This is a genomic window from Ensifer meliloti, assembly GCF_030064585.1.
In the GTDB taxonomy this organism is placed as follows: Bacteria; Pseudomonadota; Alphaproteobacteria; order Rhizobiales; family Rhizobiaceae; genus Sinorhizobium; species Sinorhizobium meliloti.
Map to the genome: position 1 here is coordinate 3,215,581 of NZ_CP120365.1, position 16,928 is coordinate 3,232,508.

Genomic DNA, 16,928 nt, shown 5'->3' on the forward strand with positions numbered 1-16,928 from the left:
CGGCTTGCCGCTGGCCTGCTTTTGTGATTTGGTCGAGTTCTTTCGTGAGTGGGCCATATGGCGAAATCGGACCGACATCACCTGCCAAAGTTGCCGGACGCGGACCATTTCAGAAGCCTGGAATGGATCGAGAAGGCGAACGCGCCCGTTCTCGCGATCGGGAGGGATTACGCCTGCGGGCTCACCGTGCCCTCCCACAGCCACAGCCGGACTCAACTTTGGTGGGCGCGTTCGGGGGTGGTGCTCGTCTATACGTCGGGGGGGCGCTGGATGATTCCTCCGGGACATGCCCTGCTGATCCCCGCGGGTATCGAGCATTCGGCCGAGATGGTCAGCGATGTGCGTATGCATTCCATCTACATCTCGCCGGAGGCAAGCGAGGCGCGCCGGCCTCTCGTCCTGGAGATGAGCGCGCTCGTCGGCAGCCTCATCGACGAACTTGTCGGCGCCGGGAACGAAGCATCGTCCGAACGGCGCGAAAGCCTGATGATGGAATTGCTGCTCACGGAAATACCGCGGCTCAACCAGCGGCCTTTAGGCCTGCCTTTCCCACGCGACCGCAAGCTCGCAGCCCTCTGCCGGCAGTTTCTGGAGGCGCCGTCGGCATCGGCGAATATCGACGCATGGGCGGCCCGCATGGGCATCAGCCGGCGTTCCTTCACGCGGCTCTTCCGGCAGGAGACGGGCGTGAGCTTCGTCACGTGGCGACAGCATGCCTGCATTTTCGCCTCGCTGCCGCGCATCGCGGACGGCGAGCCGATCACCACGGTGGCGCTCGACGCCGGCTATGAGAACGTCGCGGCTTTCACGACCATGTTCCGCCGCATGCTGGGTGCGCCGCCGAGCGTCTATCTGCGTGACCAGCGGACCTGAACGGCGTCGGCACTTTCTGGGATTGCTCTAAGTCCTGTTGAGATTCGGAATACCCGCCGCGGCTTGTTCTATGTGACAAGCACAGAGATGAGGAGCGATTGCAGCCGACAAAACCCACCAGAGCTACAACGCCATTATCCAACTCACAGCAGCCTTCATAAACTCAAGATGATTCTCAAATACCTTTAGTCCAATTTGCGAGATAGCCGCGGTGCTGCGTGAGTGCGGAAGCTGAAAAGATCGGTCTAACGGAATCGCATGGACTTGTCGAAGATAAGAATGCGTTGTATGACTTAGGGAGTCACTCCTTATACGTGCTTAAGTCACGTACCAGGTTTCCTCCACTGATGAACTATTCTTCGGAGTATAGATGCGCATTCATGTTGTTTTTCTTGCGTCTCAGGCTTTTCTTCTTGCAGCTGGAGCCGTTGCTGCCGAAGAGGGCCGGTACCCATGGTCTGGAGACTGGTATCTGAAGATAGGCGCCACTGGTTTTCTCGGTCCGGAGTATGAAGGCTCTTCGAAGCGCATGCTTCAGGCGGCGCCGCTCGTTTCGCTCGGCAAGGCTGGCAGCGCCGTGCGCTTTTCGTCGCGCAACGACAACATGTCCTACGCCCTGCTCGACCAGGGACATTTCCGCGCTGGCGCCGTCGGCAAATTGATTTTCGAGCGTGACGAGGACGACTCGAGCGATCTTGACGGACTAGACCGTCCCAAGTTCGGCGGCGAAGTCGGCGGTTTCGCCGAGGTCTACCCCACGGACTGGATGCGTCTTCGCGCCGAGATACGTCAGGGTATCCGCAGCCATCACGGGGTCGTCGCCGATGTCGCGGCGGATGCCTTCGCCGATCTGGGCGACACCGTCCGCATTTCCGCCGGACCGCGGTTGACGGCGGCATCGAGCGATTATTTCGACGCCTATTATGGTGTCAACGCAGCGGAATCCGCTGCTTCGGGACTCGGCACCTATGATCCGGGTGGCGGTATTCACTCCGCGGGTCTCGGCGCGGAGATCAACTGGATGGCGACCGAGAAGCTGGAGACGGGTGTCTATGCCGAATATCGGCGATTGATGGGCGCTGCCGCCGATTCAAGCCTCGTACGCGAGCGCGGCAGCCGCGACCAGTTCCTCGTCGGGGTGACCGCAACCTATCGCTTCGATTTCACGCTTCCCTGACGGGCCGCCTGGAAGGCGGCGGGATGAAATGGAGCGCTTGACCGGCGGGTTTTGCGGGGCCAAACAAAGGCCATGAACAGTTTTATCGATTCCGGCCGCGTGCACGACGCGCCGTCCAATAATTGGGTCTATCGGGTTCTGCCGCGAGCGCTGTGGCCCTATGCGCAGCTCGCCCGCTGGGACCGGCCGATCGGCTGGCAATTGCTGCTGTTGCCCTGCCTCTGGTCGGCCGCCATGGCGGCCGGGGCGGCGGCTTCGCTCGGCAGCTTCTCGGCCGGGCGCTTCCTTTTCCATATATTTCTCTTCACTGTCGGCGCGATTGCCATGCGCGGTGCCGGCTGCACCTACAACGACATCGTCGATCACGACATCGACATGGAAGTGGCACGTACGCGTTCGCGCCCGCTGCCTTCCGGCCGCGTCACCCGCTTTCAGGCGAAGGCATTCATGCTGTTGCAGGCCCTGGTGGGTCTCGTCGTGCTCCTGCAGTTCAACGGTTTCACGATTTTTCTCGGCTTCCTTTCGCTGGCGCTGGTCGCGATCTATCCCTTCGCCAAGCGTTTCACGGACTGGCCGCAGTTTTTCCTCGGGCTCGCCTTCTCCTGGGGCGCGATCATGGGCTGGACCGCGGAGTTCGGCAGCCTCTCCCTGGCTGCGATCAGCCTCTACGCTGCCGCCATCGCCTGGACCATCGGTTATGATACCATCTACGCCTATCAGGACAGGGAGGACGACGAGCTGATCGGCGTCCGCTCGACCGCCCGCCGCTTCGGCGACAACCCGCAGCCCTGGCTTATCGGGCTATACGGGATTGCGGTTTTCCTGATGCTTTTCGCCTTTCTGGCGGCCGGTGCCGGATTCTTCGCCTATGTCGGGCTTCTGGTTGCCGCGGTGATGCTCGCCTACCAGATCGTCGTATTGAACATTCACGATCCGCTGCAATGTCTCGCGCTGTTCAAGTTCAACGGCGTCGTCGGCCTGATCATCTTTGCCGGACTTGTGCTCTCGCTTCTCGTGAGGCTCATTTGAATACAAAAGCCGGCCATAGGACGCGGAGCGTCGTAGGGCCGGCTTGCTGATCTATGTCTTACAGCGTGGAACGCTGCGGTCACGCCCGGGCGATGATTTCGCGGCCGTCGATCTTCATCTGGATACCGAGACTGCCGGTGGAGCGGCGCACGAGAAAACGCGGGCGGCGCTCGGCGAAGAAGGAATGACGGCGGCGCGGCTTTGCGGGAGCGGTGCGGACATCGCCGATATGTTCCTCGAGCGGCCGCGCGACCCCGTCGGATTCCACCATGAGCATCGGAATGCGATAGGCTTCGGCCCAGGCGCGCCAATCGGCGGCGATGTCCGAAAGATCATGAGCCACGAGCAGCGGGATACAGAGATCCGGATCATCGTGATGAAGTTCGAGCGTCACTGTAACCTCCCCGTCGCCATGGTCGATTGCCCGTGCCGCCACACCCTTGAAAGCTCGCGCCGGCAGAGCGATCGAAAGCGGCAGGCCGCTGAATGGTAGCACCTTGCGCAGAACAGCGCCACGCTCGTCAAGGCTGATGCTGACATTCCCCGTGTGCCCGCGCAGCACGTAGCTTGCTTGCTGCGGAAAGCGCTTCGGGTCAAGTCTGAGCGTGGTTTCGACCCAAGCCGGCTGAGAGAGTGTATTGCGCATTTCATATCGCCCTTGTTTTTCCTTGAGAGCCGTTCCCGGCCTTCCTGTCGGGACTTTTCGTCCTCTACGGGCTGAGGATAGGTGGGCTCCGTTCCGGGCGGCTTAAAATTCGCGGTTAAAAAAACTTTGCTGTCTCCGATGGTTAGCAAAAGCCGAGGCCGCAAGGTTTCTCATTCGTCAATGAAACCGCGGGCATTTTCGACGTGCTTTGCCAGGGCGCGGGATGCGAGCGGAAAATGGGCACTCACTTTCCTCGTCCCGCTCCAGCGGGAAAAGCCACACACAAGCATGCTGCGCGATCTTGGTCATCATCGGAGTGGTTTCAGGGGATGTCGGAGCGCCGGCGGTCCCCGTTCCTTGCTGGCGGGCGACGCATGGTTTCGACTTATCTCGACTACAATCTGATCGCACGGGACATGAAGCTCAGCCTGAGGCGCGTGTCGGAGCAGACGATCGTCGCCCGCGATACGCAGTATTACAGGGAGAACATCGGCAGTGTGGCCTCTGTCGACGAGTTCCTAGCCGATTACCGCCTCTATTCCTACGCGATGAAGGCCTATGGCCTGGCGGACATGATCGAGTCGGTCGCCTTCATGCGGAAGGTGCTCGAAAGCGATCTGTCCGACGACAACAGCTTTGCCAACAAGCTGACGGACGAACGATACCGCGATTTCACGATGGCGTTCAGCTTCAGCGGTGGAACGGCGGTTTCCCAGACCGAAGCGCAGCTCGACGAGATGATCGGCCTCTATAATACGAGTATCGCCAGCATCGGGGAGACCCAGAAGGAAGAGACGCGCTACTACAACGTCATGATCGACAAGGTCACCAGCGTCGATCAGCTTCTGAACAATGACCGTCTGCGGACCTATGTCTTCACTGTCTTCGGTATCGACGAGAGCACTTACTCCCGTGAAACGCTCCGCAAGGTTCTCTCCAGCAATGCCGACGACCCGGAAAGCTATGAGAACACCGTGCTCGAACCCAGACTATCGGAGCTCGAGGCTGCCAGAGCCGACGCTCAGGCGAAGCTCCAGCAGAGCGGCACGACGCAGGCGGAAAAACTGGAACTCCAGGCGAAGATAGCCACCTACAACAAGTCGATTTCCACGGCCAGCAATTACCTGGCGATGGCGGCGGCTTTCCAGTTCGAAGCCGACGGGACGGTGGCCGCGGGATCGGCGCAGACCGCCGCGCACAAGAAGACCATGAATGAACTCTACGTCTCCAGCAATTCCCGGATCACGCCCCAGGCGGCGCTCCTGAACAAGGCCTATTTCGAGGAGAAGATCGCGAGCATCACGACCGTCAGCGAACTGGTCGCCGATACGCGCCTCTATAACTACATCCGCACGGCCTTCGATCTCAACGAGGTCACGATCGTGCCGGCGACGATCAAGAATATCCTGACCAGCGATCCGGACGACCCGAGCAGCTACATCAACACGATCGGCAAGGGCAACGAGAACTACAAGGCGCTCGCCAGGGCCTTCAACTTCCAGGCGGATGGCACGCTCGCGGCGGGCGATGCAGCGCAGACCGCGGAGCAGACGACACTCACCTCCAGCCGTTACATGACGCGCTACAATGACAAGGACGACGCAGCGGACGAGAAGGCGATCGGCGCCTATAAGCTTGCCGTAGAGAAGATGACGTCCGTCAGCGACTTCATCGAAACGGCTTCGATCTACGATTTCGCGCTGCAAGCCGTCGGCCTCGATCCGGATTCCGAAAGCGCGCGGACGATCAAGCGGGTGCTGACCAGCGATCTCACCGATCCGGAAAGCTTCGTCTATACGCTGAAGGACGAGCGTTATTTGAAGCTCGCACAGCTGTTCAACTTTACGACATCGGGCGATATCGGCGTTCCGGCATTGGCCCAGTCGGAGACGCTGATCCAGGAGACCGCCAAGACCTACATCGTCAACAAGTCCCGTTTTGGTTCGGAGGAGGACAAGACCAAGGCCGAAGCGGAAGCCGAATATTATACGGCCGAAGTCGCCAAACTCGCCTCTCTCGACGAGTTTCTCGCCGATTCCCGCCTGGTCGATTTCGCTCTCGAGGCAAACGGCATCGATCCCGAGAATGTCACCGTCGATTTCCTCCGCGACATCTTCACCTCCGATCTGGACGATCCCAAGAGCTTCATCAATCAGCAGCAGAACTCCGGGGCCTATATCGCCCTGGTCACCTCGTTCAATTTCGACAGCGGCGGCAATGTTCTGCGCGAGGACAAGAGCGTCATCATCACGCGGCAGGGGCTTTACGAGACCCTCGACCGGTATCTGCACCAGTCGCTGGAAGAACAGGCAGGCGAGGACAATGCAGGTGTCCGCCTGGCACTCTATTTCGAGCGCCAGGCAGGCTCGCTCGTCGACGCCTACGATCTCCTGGCGGATGATGCGCTCGCCGAAGTGTTCCGCACCATCTTCAGCCTGCCCGACGAATTCAGTTCCATGGACATCGACCAGCAGGCAAAGATCGTCGAGAAGAACCTCGATCTCGAGAAGCTGAGCGATCCGGCCGAACTGAAGAAACTCCTCGCGCGCTTCACCGTGCTCTACGATCTGGAGAACAACATGGAAGTCGATCCGGCCGTGGTGGTGCTTTCAGGCAGCGGCAGCAATATCGGCATCAGCGCCGATACGCTCTTCCAACTGTCGCAGCTCAGGAAGGGCGGGTAGGGCTTAACGGCGGGCGGCCCGGAATCACGCACTTCCGGATGCCGTCGTTACTCGCCTCGATCCTCGCGCAGCACCTTATCGGGGTTCATGATCCCCGCCGGGTCGAAGGCGTGCTTGATCCGTCGCATGAGCTCGATCTCGATCGGCGAGCGGATCGCCGCGAGTTCGTCTCGCTTCAACTGGCCGATGCCATGCTCGGCAGAGATCGAGCCGTCATGTTTGAGCACGACGGCGTGAACGATCGCATTGATCTCGCGCCACCGATCGAGAAAGCTCTGCTTGTCCGCGCCGACGGGCTGGGAGATGTTGTAGTGGATATTGCCGTCGCCCATATGGCCGAAGGCGCAGATGCGCGCGCCGGGGATGGCCTTGGAGACCAGCGCATCCGCCTCCGTCATGAAGGCCGGAATGCTCGACACCGGGACCGAAACGTCATGCTTGATGGAGCCACCCTCAGGCTTTTGTGCCGGCGACATGCTTTCTCGCATGTGCCAGAGCGCTCTGCGTTGCGCTTCGTTCTGGGCAATGACCGCGTTTTCGACGAGACCGTCGGCAATGACGGCTTCGAGAAGGTCTTGCACCATCCGTTCCGCGCTTTCGGCGGTATCCGAGGTGGAGATATCGATCAGCGCGTACCACGGATGCGTCGTTTCCATCGGATCTCTGACGCCGGCTATGTGCCGGGTGGTGAACTCGATGCCGAGCCGCGGCATCAGTTCGAAGCCCGTCAGGGCCGGCCCGCAGACGCTTGTTGCCCGATCGAAAAGCGTAAGTGCGTCCTCGACGCTCCTGAGGCCGGCAAAGGCCACCTGGTGGCCGCGTGGTTTCGGAAAGAGCTTCAAAACGGCGCCGGTTATGACGCCGAGCGTTCCCTCGGCGCCGATGAAAAGATCGCGCACATCGTAGCCGGTATTGTCCTTCCTGAGGCGTCTGAGCCCATCCCAGATCTCCCCGGTCGGAAGCACGACTTCCAGCCCCAGGCAGAGCTGGCGCATGTTCCCATAGGCAAGCACGGCAGTGCCACCGGCATTGGTCGAAAGATTGCCGCCGATCCGGGCAGAGCCTTCCGAGCCGAGTGACAGGGGAAAAAGCCGGTCGACGTCATCGGCGGCCTTCTGGATGTCCGCCAGGATACAGCCGGCGTCGGCCACGATCACGTTGCCGACCGGGTCGATGTCGCGGATGCGGTTCAGCCGCTCGAGGGAAAGGACCACGTCGGCTTTGCCCTCGCGTGGAATCTGTCCGGCCACATGTCCGGTATTGCCGCCCTGCGGCACGACTGCCGTTCGGGTCTGACTCGCAAGCCGCATCACCAGCGAAACTTCCTCGACGGAGCCGGGCCTGAGCACGAGCGGCGTCGTGCCGCGGTAGAGCCCGCGGGACTCGACGAGGTAGGGTGCCGTGTCGGCGGGTGCGGTGAGGGCATTGCCAGGCCCGACGATATCGACGAAGGAGGCGATGAGTTCGGGAGAAGGAAGTACGGTGGTCATGGCCCTGCCTCGGATCAACGTGGTTGCTTCAAGCGTGCCGATGGCCATCAGCCCCGCGGCGCGGCCGCGCGCTGCAGCCGGTCGATTATCGCCTCGCCGAGCCCCTCGCTCGGGATCGGGCCGAAAGCGATGGTCGCGGCGCCGCTGGCATCCGCTTTTTTCATATAGTCGAAAAGATTTGCGGCGGCTTCCCGCAGGCTGCCGCCCGGACTGAGATCCAGGACGATCGCGGCATCGGCTTCACCGGGAAGCGCCTCTCCGCCGAAACGGATCAGGGCTTCTCCCTTTCGGACCTCATCGGCATCGAGCCGCACAGCGGCACCGGGAGCGTAATGCGAGGCGAGCATGCCGGGCGCCTCGATGACAGCGCCGGCGGCCTCCGGGCGCTCGATGGCGAGCCCGGTCAGCGCTTCGATCTCTGCCGCGTCGAGCCCCCCGGGCCTCAGCAGCCGCAGCCTTCCGTTCTCGACCTTGACGATGGTCGATTCCAGGCCGATCGCGGCCGGGCCCGCGTCGAGGATGAGCTTCAGCCTGGAACCGAGATCCGCCTGCACATGGGCCGCACTGGTGGGGCTGATCTTGCCCGAGGTGTTGGCGCTCGGCGCTGCCAAAGGCCGCCCGAACCGGGCGATCACCCGGCGCGAGAAGCCGTCGGGCATGCGAATTCCGAGCGTATCGAGACCGGCGGACGCGAGCGTGTGCACGGTGCTCTCCCGCCGCTGCGGCAGGATCAGCGTGAGGGGGCCGGGCCAGAAGGCCTCGGCCAGACGTCTCGAAACCGGATCGAAGGTCACATGCGCCTCTGCCATCGCCAGATCGCAGACGTGGCAAATCAGCGGATTGAACCGCGGCCGCCCCTTCATCTCATAGATGCGGCTGATCGCATCGGGGGTCGTGGCATCGGCGGCAAGGCCGTATACGGTCTCCGTCGGGATCGCGACCGGTTCGCCGTCCGATAGAACCGCGCAGGCTTTCTCGATTGCCCGCTCAGGTTCGGTGCGCGTGTCGATGATTTCGGCCATGGCGTTCTGATCCTTTCCGTCGCTTCCTTAACGGAGCGACCGCAAAAACAGAACGATTTTCTTTGTCAAAGGCTGCGAACGATCCGGCGCAAGGCTTCGTCGCGTGCGCCGAGCATCAGCACGTTCTTCAGCGCCACCTTCGGATCCTGCGTCCGGAAAATCAGCCCGTTGCCGCGCACGTTGCGGTTGACGACGATCCGTTCCTCGCTGGCGTCGGGCTCGATCGCGACGGCGAAATACATGCGCGAGTAGCCCGGCTGGATACGGTCGAAGAAATGGGTCTCGTTCCCGAGCTCGCAGAAGAAGTTCGCGAAATAAAAGGACCAGGTGATCTCGTGCCCATTGGCGAGGCAGGTTTTCGCGGCGGTCACGTGGCAATAGCCGAGATGCGGACTGCTGGGGAGCGCGCGATGGAAAACCATCTTCGGGAACTGGATCGAGGCATGAAACCCGTTGATTCGCCTGTGGGTCGTCTCGCCCGCTGTCGTCAGCTTCCGCGCCGTCTGCTGCGCCACCTCGGCATAACTCAGATACTGACGCTCGTTCGGCATCCACCGGCGTCTATCGATCCGGCCGGTCCGCAGGAACTCGGTGTGAGCCTTGGCTTTCGGCGGCGCGGCCGCCTTGTCGGCAGCGTCGTAATATCGGAGTTTTGCCATGGGCGTCGTCGCGCCATCCTGTCCGCAAGCGGGTTGATCGCGGCGAACGTTAAATCATCACAGTTAACGAATTGGTCCCGGTATGACCGGGCGGGCATCGATCAGACCCTTGTGTTGGCGGGCCGTGTCGCAGAATGGCCACTCGCCTTCGCGCCATGAACGGCGCTGCCGAAAAATCCGCCAGCTGCGCAGGCATTCATCTACTTCCTTGTTTGTTATGGATAATATTGCATGCCTTCGTGCCGCTTGTGTCGCGTCTGGCTGTCGTCTTTCTGGAATCGGATGTCGTCTATTGGCAGTTGCCGGGCCGGTCCTCAGGCTTAGATGAGGACACTCAAGGTGCCGCCTCGAAGGGAGGGCGGAGAATTGGGAAGCCGGTCAAATCCCGGCGCTGCCCCCGCAACGGTGGTGGAGCGAACAGCCACGGCAGAAGGCCACTGGACACCGCGTCCGGGAAGGCGCCGGGCAGGTCCCTTGCGGACGGCTCCAGAGCCCGGAAACCAGCCTTGAAGCAGAAATAGACCGTAGCTGGTTGCGGCGGGCAGCCGGATCGGAGCCAATTGCGTTGCGGGTCCATGCGGCCGGCGCGGGTTCCAGTCCTGCCTCTCCGAAACGGCGGAAAAACGAGGACAAGGGCATGGAAATTCAGACCGAAATGCTGCGCAAGCTGAAGACCCGTCGCGAAGGCTACAGCCTCGACCGCGCCTTCTACGTCGATCCTGATTATTACCGTCAGGACCTGGAGCAGATCTGGTACAAGGATTGGCTGTTCATCGGCCATGATTGCGAAGTCCCGCGGCCGGGGAACTATTTCACGGCGCAGGTCGGCGATTACCCGGTCGTTATCGTTCGAGACAGGCAGGGCGCGGTCCGGGCACTGCACAATTCGTGCCGCCATCGCGGCTCGCGCGTCTGCACGCAGCACAAAGGCTCATCCGCCAAACTCGTCTGTCCCTACCACCAGTGGACCTACGAACTCGACGGCCGCCTGCTCTTCGCGCGGCAGATGCCCGAGGGCTTCGACCCGGCCGAGCACAGTCTGAAGCCGATCCACTGCGAGACCGTCGGCGGTTACATCTTCATCAGTCTTGCCGAACACCCGATGGACTTCCGGCCGTTCCGCGAGACGGTCGCGGCCTATCTCGCGCCGCATCGCCTGGGGGAAACGAAGGTCGCCTTCGAGAGCACCATCGTCGAGAAGGGCAATTGGAAGCTGGTCTGGGAGAACAATCGCGAGTGTTACCACTGCGCCGCCAATCATCCGGAACTCTGCCGTACCTATCCGGAAGCGCCGACCGTAACCGGTGTCCAGGGGGCGATGAACGATCCGGAAATCGGCGCCCACTGGCAGAAATGCGAGGCGGCGGGCCTTCCGAGCGCCTTCAAGATCGCGCCCACGGGCCAGTTCCGCATGACGAGAATGCCGCTGATCAACGGCGCCGAGAGCTATACGATGTCCGGACAGAAGGCTGTCCGCAAGCAACTCTCCACCGGCGTAGACGCCGATGGCATCGGGACGCTGCTCCTCTTCCATTATCCGACGACCTGGAACCACATTCTCGGCGACCATGCGATCACCTTCCGCGTGCTGCCGCTCGGGCCGGAACTGACTGAGGTTACGACCAAATGGCTGGTCAACAAGGATGCGGTGGAGGGCGTCGACTACACGATAGACGAACTGACGCACGTCTGGACGGAGACCAACGATCAGGACCGGCAGATCGTTGAGGAAAACGCCTTCGGAATTCGCTCGCCCGCCTATGAGCCGGGTCCTTATTCCGCCGAACACGAGGGCGGTGTCATGCAGTTCGTCGAGTGGTATTCGAGCTTCATGCTGGACCGCCTTCAGGGCGGGGCCGCGCATCTCTCGCGGGTGGCATGACCATGGAAATGCCTCGCTCCTTTCACCATTTCGACGAGCTCGATCCCTGGAGAGACCGTCAGCACATGCTGGAGTGCATGTCGGCCGTAGCCGAAACCGCTGACGTGATGACCTTCACCTTCCGCTCCGACAAGCCGGCCTGGTTCCGCTACCTGCCCGGGCAGTTCGTGACACTCGAACTGCCCGTCGCAGCCGAGCCGGTGATGCGCACCTATACGCTGTCATCCTCGCCATCGCGCCCGCTTTCGGTCGCGGTCACGGTCAAGGCGCAGCCGGGAAGCATCGGCACCCGCTGGATGTTCGACAATCTGAAGCCGGGTATGATGCTCAAGGCGTTCGGGCCGCTCGGCGACTTCAGCTTCGTCCGTCATCCCGGTGAAAAATATCTCTTCATATCGGCGGGGTCGGGCGTCACGCCGATGATGTCGATGACGCGCTGGATGGCCGACTGCGCGCCGGAAACGGATGTCACCTTCATTTCCTGCGCCCGGCGCCCGGACGATCTCCTCTTCAGATCGGAGCTCGAAGTTCTCGCCCGTCAGATGCCGGGGCTCAATCTCGGCTTCCTCGTGGAGGGGCATGAGGCGCGGCATGGCTGGCATGGTCTGCGCGGGCGCATAGACGCGGCGAAGTTGCCGATGCTCGCACCGGATTTCCTGGAAAGAACCGTCTTCTGCTGCGGGCCCGAGCCGTTCATGGGCAATGTTCGGGCAATGCTGGAAGCGGCGGGCTTCGACATGGCCCGCTATCACCAGGAGAGTTTCCAGCCCGCCGCGGCGCCGGCGGCCGAGGAACTTGCAATTCGGGCCGGGCCTACCGCCGATGCCGGGGCCGGGGCGGCGCGGGTGACCTTTACCATGAGCGGCAAGGAAGCGACCGCCGTTCCCGGCCAGACGATCCTGCAGACGGCCCGCGCCAACGGTGTCAGGATCGGGGCCGCCTGCGAGGGCGGCATCTGCGGAACGTGCCGGGTGTTGAAGATCGCCGGCGACGTCGAGATGAACCACAATGGCGGTATTCTCGACGACGAGATCGAGGAGGGCTACATCCTCGCCTGCTGTTCGCGGCCGACAAGCGACGTCCAGATCGAGGCCTGAGTTAACGCCGCTCGGATTGGTAGGGCAGGCGTGCCTCGGCGGCCCTGACGGCGATGGAGCCGGTAACCGTCGCGTCGGCGCCGGCTCCTGATCCGCTCTCCGCCTCGGCGCGGCTTATGACGAGCGGCCGCGAAAGAGTGGCCGTCGCATTTGCGTTCAGCGCCGGGATCGTGCCGACGGTGGCCGAGGCGATAACAGTGAGCACCGGCGGCTTCTCCGGAAGAAGCGCGCCATGAGGCCAGACGCTCTTCAGTGCCGATGCACTCATCGCGGCGACATTCACGTCTATATCGTCGAGGGTGCCGGGCACCCGATAGGGGCAACGCTTCTTTCCGCAATTATGCGCCGAGGAGAATTGCCAGAGCGCGTAGCGGTCCCAGTTTCCCATCGGAAAGACTTTACGGATATCGGGCTTGTAGCGCGCATACCAGAGCGGAAGGCGCGAAAGAAGCCGATGCTTGAAGCGGTTGGCGGCAATGTGTTTCGCGGTTGCGTGGTTGGTGTAGAGGATGGGATAGCGCCCCGTCCGGGCCTTCACATGGCCGGCGAAGATCGCGGCGTCTTCGAGCGACATGTATTTTTCCGGATCGATCCCTTCGATATCGAGCACCATCAGCTCGTCGTCGCGCGGATCGGCAAAGTCGATGAAGTGGTTCGCCTGATCGACGGGGTTGCCAGGCCTTGCCAGATGATAGGCGCCCCAGAGCAGACCATGCGAGCGCGCGAGCATCCGGCGCGTCTGATAGAGTTCGCGGCTGACCGCATATTTGCGCCACATCGTCCTGCAATGGGCAACCGTATCGCCGCCGTGGTCACCGGTACAGGTGTAGCTTTCCGGCAGGCCGTCGGAAGCCTTCGCGATGAAGCCCGCGATCCGCTTGTCCTTCAGCATGGCTTCCCAGTCGATGCTGTTCAGCTCGTAAGCGTCGACGATGATGGCGTTCCGCCGCTCTTTCCACGGCTCCACTTCGCTAGCGCGTGCGTTCGCCGCCGCGAAGGTCAGGCCCATGAGGACCGCCAGGCGCAAGATCATCCCTATGATCGAGATTCCCCGCTTTTCCATTCTCTGAGATTGCCGACTTAGCGTTAAGAGGTCGTAAATCTCAGCCCCGGCCCCAATCTGCGCGAGGCGAACACTTCTGTACACCGACCTCAAGAGGCAAAGTCGACGGCCCGATTCCGCCCAGGATTGTACCGGCGGAGGGATTTTTCCATTGCTGCATCCGCGCGCAGCAGTTGCTTCCGGCGATTTCTGCTCTAGTCTTGGTATATCGCCCCTGCAAGGGCCGGTTGTACGCGAAATCGAATGCGAGGAGGAAATGATGTCACGCAAATGGCTTTCGGGCGCGCTTGCAGCGATCGTGCTGGCGGCATCGGCGGTGCCGTCGCAGGCTTTCACGCCTCTGCCCCCGCGGGTTGCCGCCGAGAGCGCCGTCACGGACGTTCAGTATGCGCCGAGGCGTGGCTATTACCGGTATGGCGACTTCTATTACTACAACGGTCACCGTGGTTACCGCTACCAGCGCCCCGGCTATCGCTATTACCGCGGTTGGTGGTACCCGGGCGCTGCCTTCCGACCCGGCATCGTGATCGAGCGCCGTCCCGCCGTTCGCCCGCCGGTGCGCTACGGCAGCCGGCATGTCCAATGGTGCTATGATCGCTATCGCTCTTACAGGGCCTACGACAACAGCTATCAACCCTATAACGGCCCCCGCCGGCAGTGCTATTCGCCCTATAGCTGAAGCTAGTCACCCGGAACTGTAATTCGTATCATTAATTAAAGTAGTTCTGAAGGATGATGCGATGGTGGGCCGGGTGGCGGACGAGGTTGTTCTGAGCGCGGAAGAACGAGTCTTCCTGGAGGCGCAGGTTCGACGACACAAAGCGGTGCGGTCGCTGTCGGACCGGTGCCGGATGATCCTGCTCTGCGCCGAGGGCCTTCAGAGCAAGGAGGTCGGCGCGCAGCTCGGGGTGCATGAGCACACTGTCGGTGGCGGCGGCGTTTTGTGAAGGACCGGATCGAGGGCCTGACCGACGAATATCGTCCTGGCCGGCCCCGCACGGTGTCGGACGCGCAGGTAGCCGAGGTGATTGAGCGCACGCTGAACAGCACGCCGAAGGATGCCACGCACTGGTCGATCCGCAGCATGTCCGCCGAGATGGGTCTTTCGCACACAACCATCCGCCGGATCTGGGCCGCGTTCGGCTTGCAACCGCATCGGAGTGAGACGTTCAAGCTTTCGACCGACCCGCTGTTTGTCGACAAGGTTCACGACATCGTCGGGCTCTACCTCTCGCCGCCGAACCGGGCTATCGTATTGTGCGTGGACGAAAAATCCCAGATTCAGGCGCTGGATCGGGAGCAGCCGGTGCTGCCGATGGCACCGGGTGTCGCCGAGCGGCGAACCCATACCTACACCCGCCATGGCACGACATCACTGTTTGCTGCGCTCGACATTGCGACCGGTGCCGTGATCGGCAAATGCTACAAGCGCCACCGGGCGACCGAGTTCCTGGACTTTCTCAAACAGATCGACCGGCACATGCCGGAGGGGCCGGACGTGCATATCGTCATGGACAACTATGCCACCCACAAGACACCCAAGATCAAGGCCTGGCTGGCGCGCCGCCCGCATTGGCATGTCCACTTCACACCGACCTCAGCAAGCTGGATCAATCAGGTGGAACGCTGGTTCGCCGAACTGACACGCAAGCAACTGCAACGCGGCGTCCATCGCTCCACCGCTGATCTGGAGGCGGACATCGCCGCCTTCATCGAGGTGCACAACGAAAACCCCAAGCCCTACAAGTGGGTCAAATCCGCCAACGAAATACTCGCATCCGTCAAACGCTTCTGCCAGAAAAGCCAGCAAAAACAATGTGCCGAACTTTAGATTCGGGTGACTAGGGCATATACACATCTGACTCTCCCGCGGGACCATTGCCTTGGGGGAGACGATAAGCGGTTCGACCTTCGCATGCCAAAAGGATGTCACGGGCAGAACGCAGAAGCGGGAGCGAGGGCCCGCCGCAAAATTTCTCCCCCTTGTGGGGGAGATGGCCGGCAGGCCAGAGGGGGTCTGCTCTCCCGCTCGCCCATCAGGACTACATGCCCCAGTCGTAATGACCGCATCTTCGGAATGCAGCGCAGTATCCTCGCGGCAAATTCGTCTTCGGCGGCATGCAGAGTTTGGCGTTCAACCCCCTCTGGCCTGCCGGCCATCTCCCCCACAAGGGGGGAGACGCCAAGCGGCTTGACCTTCACGCCTCCCAAACGATGCCGTCGGCGGACCGCAAAACTGGAAGCCAGCCGGTTTCTCCCCAAGGCAACGGCCCCGCCGGCAGTGCTATTCGCCCTATAGCTGAGCAGGTCGCCTCTCAGATAATGCCGATGCGCTTGAGGACGATCCAGGCAAGGCCCATGGACGAGGCAATGAGCATGCCCGCAAAAGCGGTGCCGCTGCCCTCGGAAAAGGGGAGTGCGCCGGTGTTCATGCCGAAGAAGCCGGTGACGAGCGTTGGCGGCAGCAGGAAGGCGGTCATCAGCGAGAGGATATAGAGGTGACGATTCGTTTCCGAGGAAATCTTGCTGTCGATTTCCTCGTGCAGCAGCCTCGCGCGTTCCTGGAGGGCGAAGACATCGCGGTCGACGGCCTCCAGCCGATCCGAAAGTCTCTCGGCTACGTCGATAAAGCCCGGCGGTACCTCGTCCTCTTCCAGGGCTCCGGCCCGGCGCAACAGGGCGAGCACCGTCCGCAGGTGCCGGTGCAGCCGCACGACGGTCCGGCGCAATGGCGCCAGGCCCGGCTGCTTGCTGTGCCCGGCCTCCCCATAGACATGGTCCTCTATGACGTTCAATTCCTCCGTCAGCTCGAGCACCAGCGTGATCAGAGTGCGCTGGAACTCCATGACGAGCATCTCGAAGAGGTCGATAGGGCGGCGGCATCTGGCGCTCTTCTCCACGGCCGCTTTCACGCGATCGACACTTCTCAGCGGATGCAGGCGCGTGGTGATGATCATCCGGTCGCTGACGGCGAAATGAAGCCAGCCGATCGTCTGCGTCACCGCATCGAATGTCCGCTCGAAATCGACCAGAGTGCCGTGCACGACGTCGTCCGCCACCGTGATCGCGGCCTGCGTGTCGTGACTCGTCAGGGTGGCGATTGCCTCCTGCGGGAGATTTCCGATGCGCTCGATCAGCGCCGGTGTGCGTGCGTCGCTGAGCGCGAGGTGCAGCCAGACCCAGTCTTCGCCTGCCTCAAGGCTCTCGACGGGCGAATCGGCGGCTATGCGCCGGCACCGGCTTTCTCCCGGTACGAACCGGTAGGCCCAGACGAGGCCCGGTATATCGGGTGAGATCAGATTCATC

General features: G+C 62.0%; 13 protein-coding genes, 1 pseudogene and 1 riboswitch. Of the genes and pseudogenes, 8 read left to right on the top strand and 6 right to left on the bottom strand.

Annotated features, from left to right (window positions below; all coding sequences use genetic code 11):
• The first annotated feature begins 57 nt into the window (after positions 1–57).
• The 3 genes from PZL22_RS22335 to ubiA all read left to right on the top strand — a co-directional run bounded on the left by PZL22_RS22335 (position 58) and on the right by ubiA (position 3,079).
• A complete protein-coding gene (locus tag PZL22_RS22335) occupies positions 58–873 on the top strand; it encodes an AraC family transcriptional regulator (RefSeq protein WP_003533310.1) in 816 nt (271 codons plus the stop codon).
• Positions 874–1,243: 370 nt separating this feature from the next.
• Positions 1,244–2,050: a MipA/OmpV family protein gene (locus tag PZL22_RS22340; protein ID WP_010968872.1), complete on the top strand. Its 807-nt coding sequence runs from the start codon at positions 1,244–1,246 to the stop codon at positions 2,048–2,050.
• A 72-nt stretch (positions 2,051–2,122) separates the two neighbouring features.
• A complete protein-coding gene (gene ubiA / locus PZL22_RS22345; protein ID WP_003533315.1) occupies positions 2,123–3,079 on the top strand; it encodes a 4-hydroxybenzoate octaprenyltransferase in 957 nt (318 codons plus the stop codon).
• A 79-nt stretch (positions 3,080–3,158) separates the two neighbouring features.
• On the opposite strand, the gene PZL22_RS22350 is transcribed toward ubiA, so the two are convergent.
• The gene (locus tag PZL22_RS22350; RefSeq protein ID WP_003533318.1) at positions 3,159–3,725 is read right to left on the bottom strand and encodes a DUF6101 family protein; all 567 of its coding nucleotides are present in this window, start codon (positions 3,723–3,725) and stop codon (positions 3,159–3,161) included.
• Between the two features lie 374 nt (positions 3,726–4,099).
• Here PZL22_RS22350 and PZL22_RS22355 point away from each other — a divergent pair, with 374 nt between their 5' ends.
• Positions 4,100–6,409, top strand: a complete 2,310-nt coding sequence (locus PZL22_RS22355) for a DUF1217 domain-containing protein (RefSeq protein ID WP_003533319.1) — start codon at positions 4,100–4,102, stop codon at positions 6,407–6,409.
• 47 nt (positions 6,410–6,456) lie between these two features.
• Here PZL22_RS22355 and PZL22_RS22360 read toward each other — a convergent pair whose 3' ends face one another.
• The 3 genes from PZL22_RS22360 to PZL22_RS22370 form a co-directional block, all read right to left on the bottom strand.
• The gene (locus PZL22_RS22360; RefSeq protein WP_033049015.1) at positions 6,457–7,899 is read right to left on the bottom strand and encodes an FAD-binding oxidoreductase; all 1,443 of its coding nucleotides are present in this window, start codon (positions 7,897–7,899) and stop codon (positions 6,457–6,459) included.
• 47 nt (positions 7,900–7,946) lie between these two features.
• Positions 7,947–8,921, bottom strand: coding sequence for an L-threonylcarbamoyladenylate synthase (locus tag PZL22_RS22365; protein WP_003533321.1), 975 nt, complete (start codon positions 8,919–8,921; stop codon positions 7,947–7,949).
• A 65-nt stretch (positions 8,922–8,986) separates the two neighbouring features.
• Positions 8,987–9,580 carry a DUF6656 family protein gene (locus tag PZL22_RS22370; RefSeq protein WP_003533330.1) on the bottom strand — a complete coding sequence of 198 codons (594 nt, stop codon included), beginning with the start codon at positions 9,578–9,580 and terminating at the stop codon, positions 8,987–8,989.
• A gap of 320 nt (positions 9,581–9,900) precedes the next feature.
• Positions 9,901–10,103: riboswitch (cobalamin riboswitch) on the top strand.
• 114 nt (positions 10,104–10,217) lie between these two features.
• Between PZL22_RS22370 and PZL22_RS22375 the strand changes: the two genes are divergently transcribed.
• The gene (locus tag PZL22_RS22375; RefSeq protein ID WP_003533331.1) at positions 10,218–11,462 is read left to right on the top strand and encodes an aromatic ring-hydroxylating oxygenase subunit alpha; all 1,245 of its coding nucleotides are present in this window, start codon (positions 10,218–10,220) and stop codon (positions 11,460–11,462) included.
• Positions 11,459–12,559 (top strand): FAD-binding oxidoreductase, encoded by a 1,101-nt coding sequence (locus PZL22_RS22380; protein WP_015007262.1) that lies wholly within the window; start codon positions 11,459–11,461, stop codon positions 12,557–12,559. The genes PZL22_RS22375 and PZL22_RS22380 overlap by 4 nt, the downstream gene beginning before the upstream one ends.
• 1 nt (position 12,560) lies before the next feature.
• Here PZL22_RS22380 and PZL22_RS22385 read toward each other — a convergent pair whose 3' ends face one another.
• Positions 12,561–13,622: a glycoside hydrolase family 25 protein gene (locus PZL22_RS22385; protein ID WP_003533333.1), complete on the bottom strand. Its 1,062-nt coding sequence runs from the start codon at positions 13,620–13,622 to the stop codon at positions 12,561–12,563.
• A gap of 259 nt (positions 13,623–13,881) precedes the next feature.
• On the opposite strand from PZL22_RS22385, the gene PZL22_RS22390 reads away from it, so the two are divergent.
• Both PZL22_RS22390 and PZL22_RS22395 read left to right on the top strand, forming a co-directional pair.
• A complete protein-coding gene (locus PZL22_RS22390; RefSeq protein ID WP_015007264.1) occupies positions 13,882–14,301 on the top strand; it encodes a BA14K family protein in 420 nt (139 codons plus the stop codon).
• Positions 14,302–14,362: 61 nt separating this feature from the next.
• Positions 14,363–15,453, top strand: a pseudogene (locus PZL22_RS22395) (IS630 family transposase).
• 484 nt (positions 15,454–15,937) lie between these two features.
• On the opposite strand, the gene PZL22_RS22400 reads toward PZL22_RS22395, so the two are convergent.
• Complete coding sequence (locus tag PZL22_RS22400; protein WP_003535796.1) at positions 15,938–16,927, bottom strand: transporter; 990 nt, start codon at positions 16,925–16,927, stop codon at positions 15,938–15,940.
• Position 16,928: the final 1 nt, after the last annotated feature.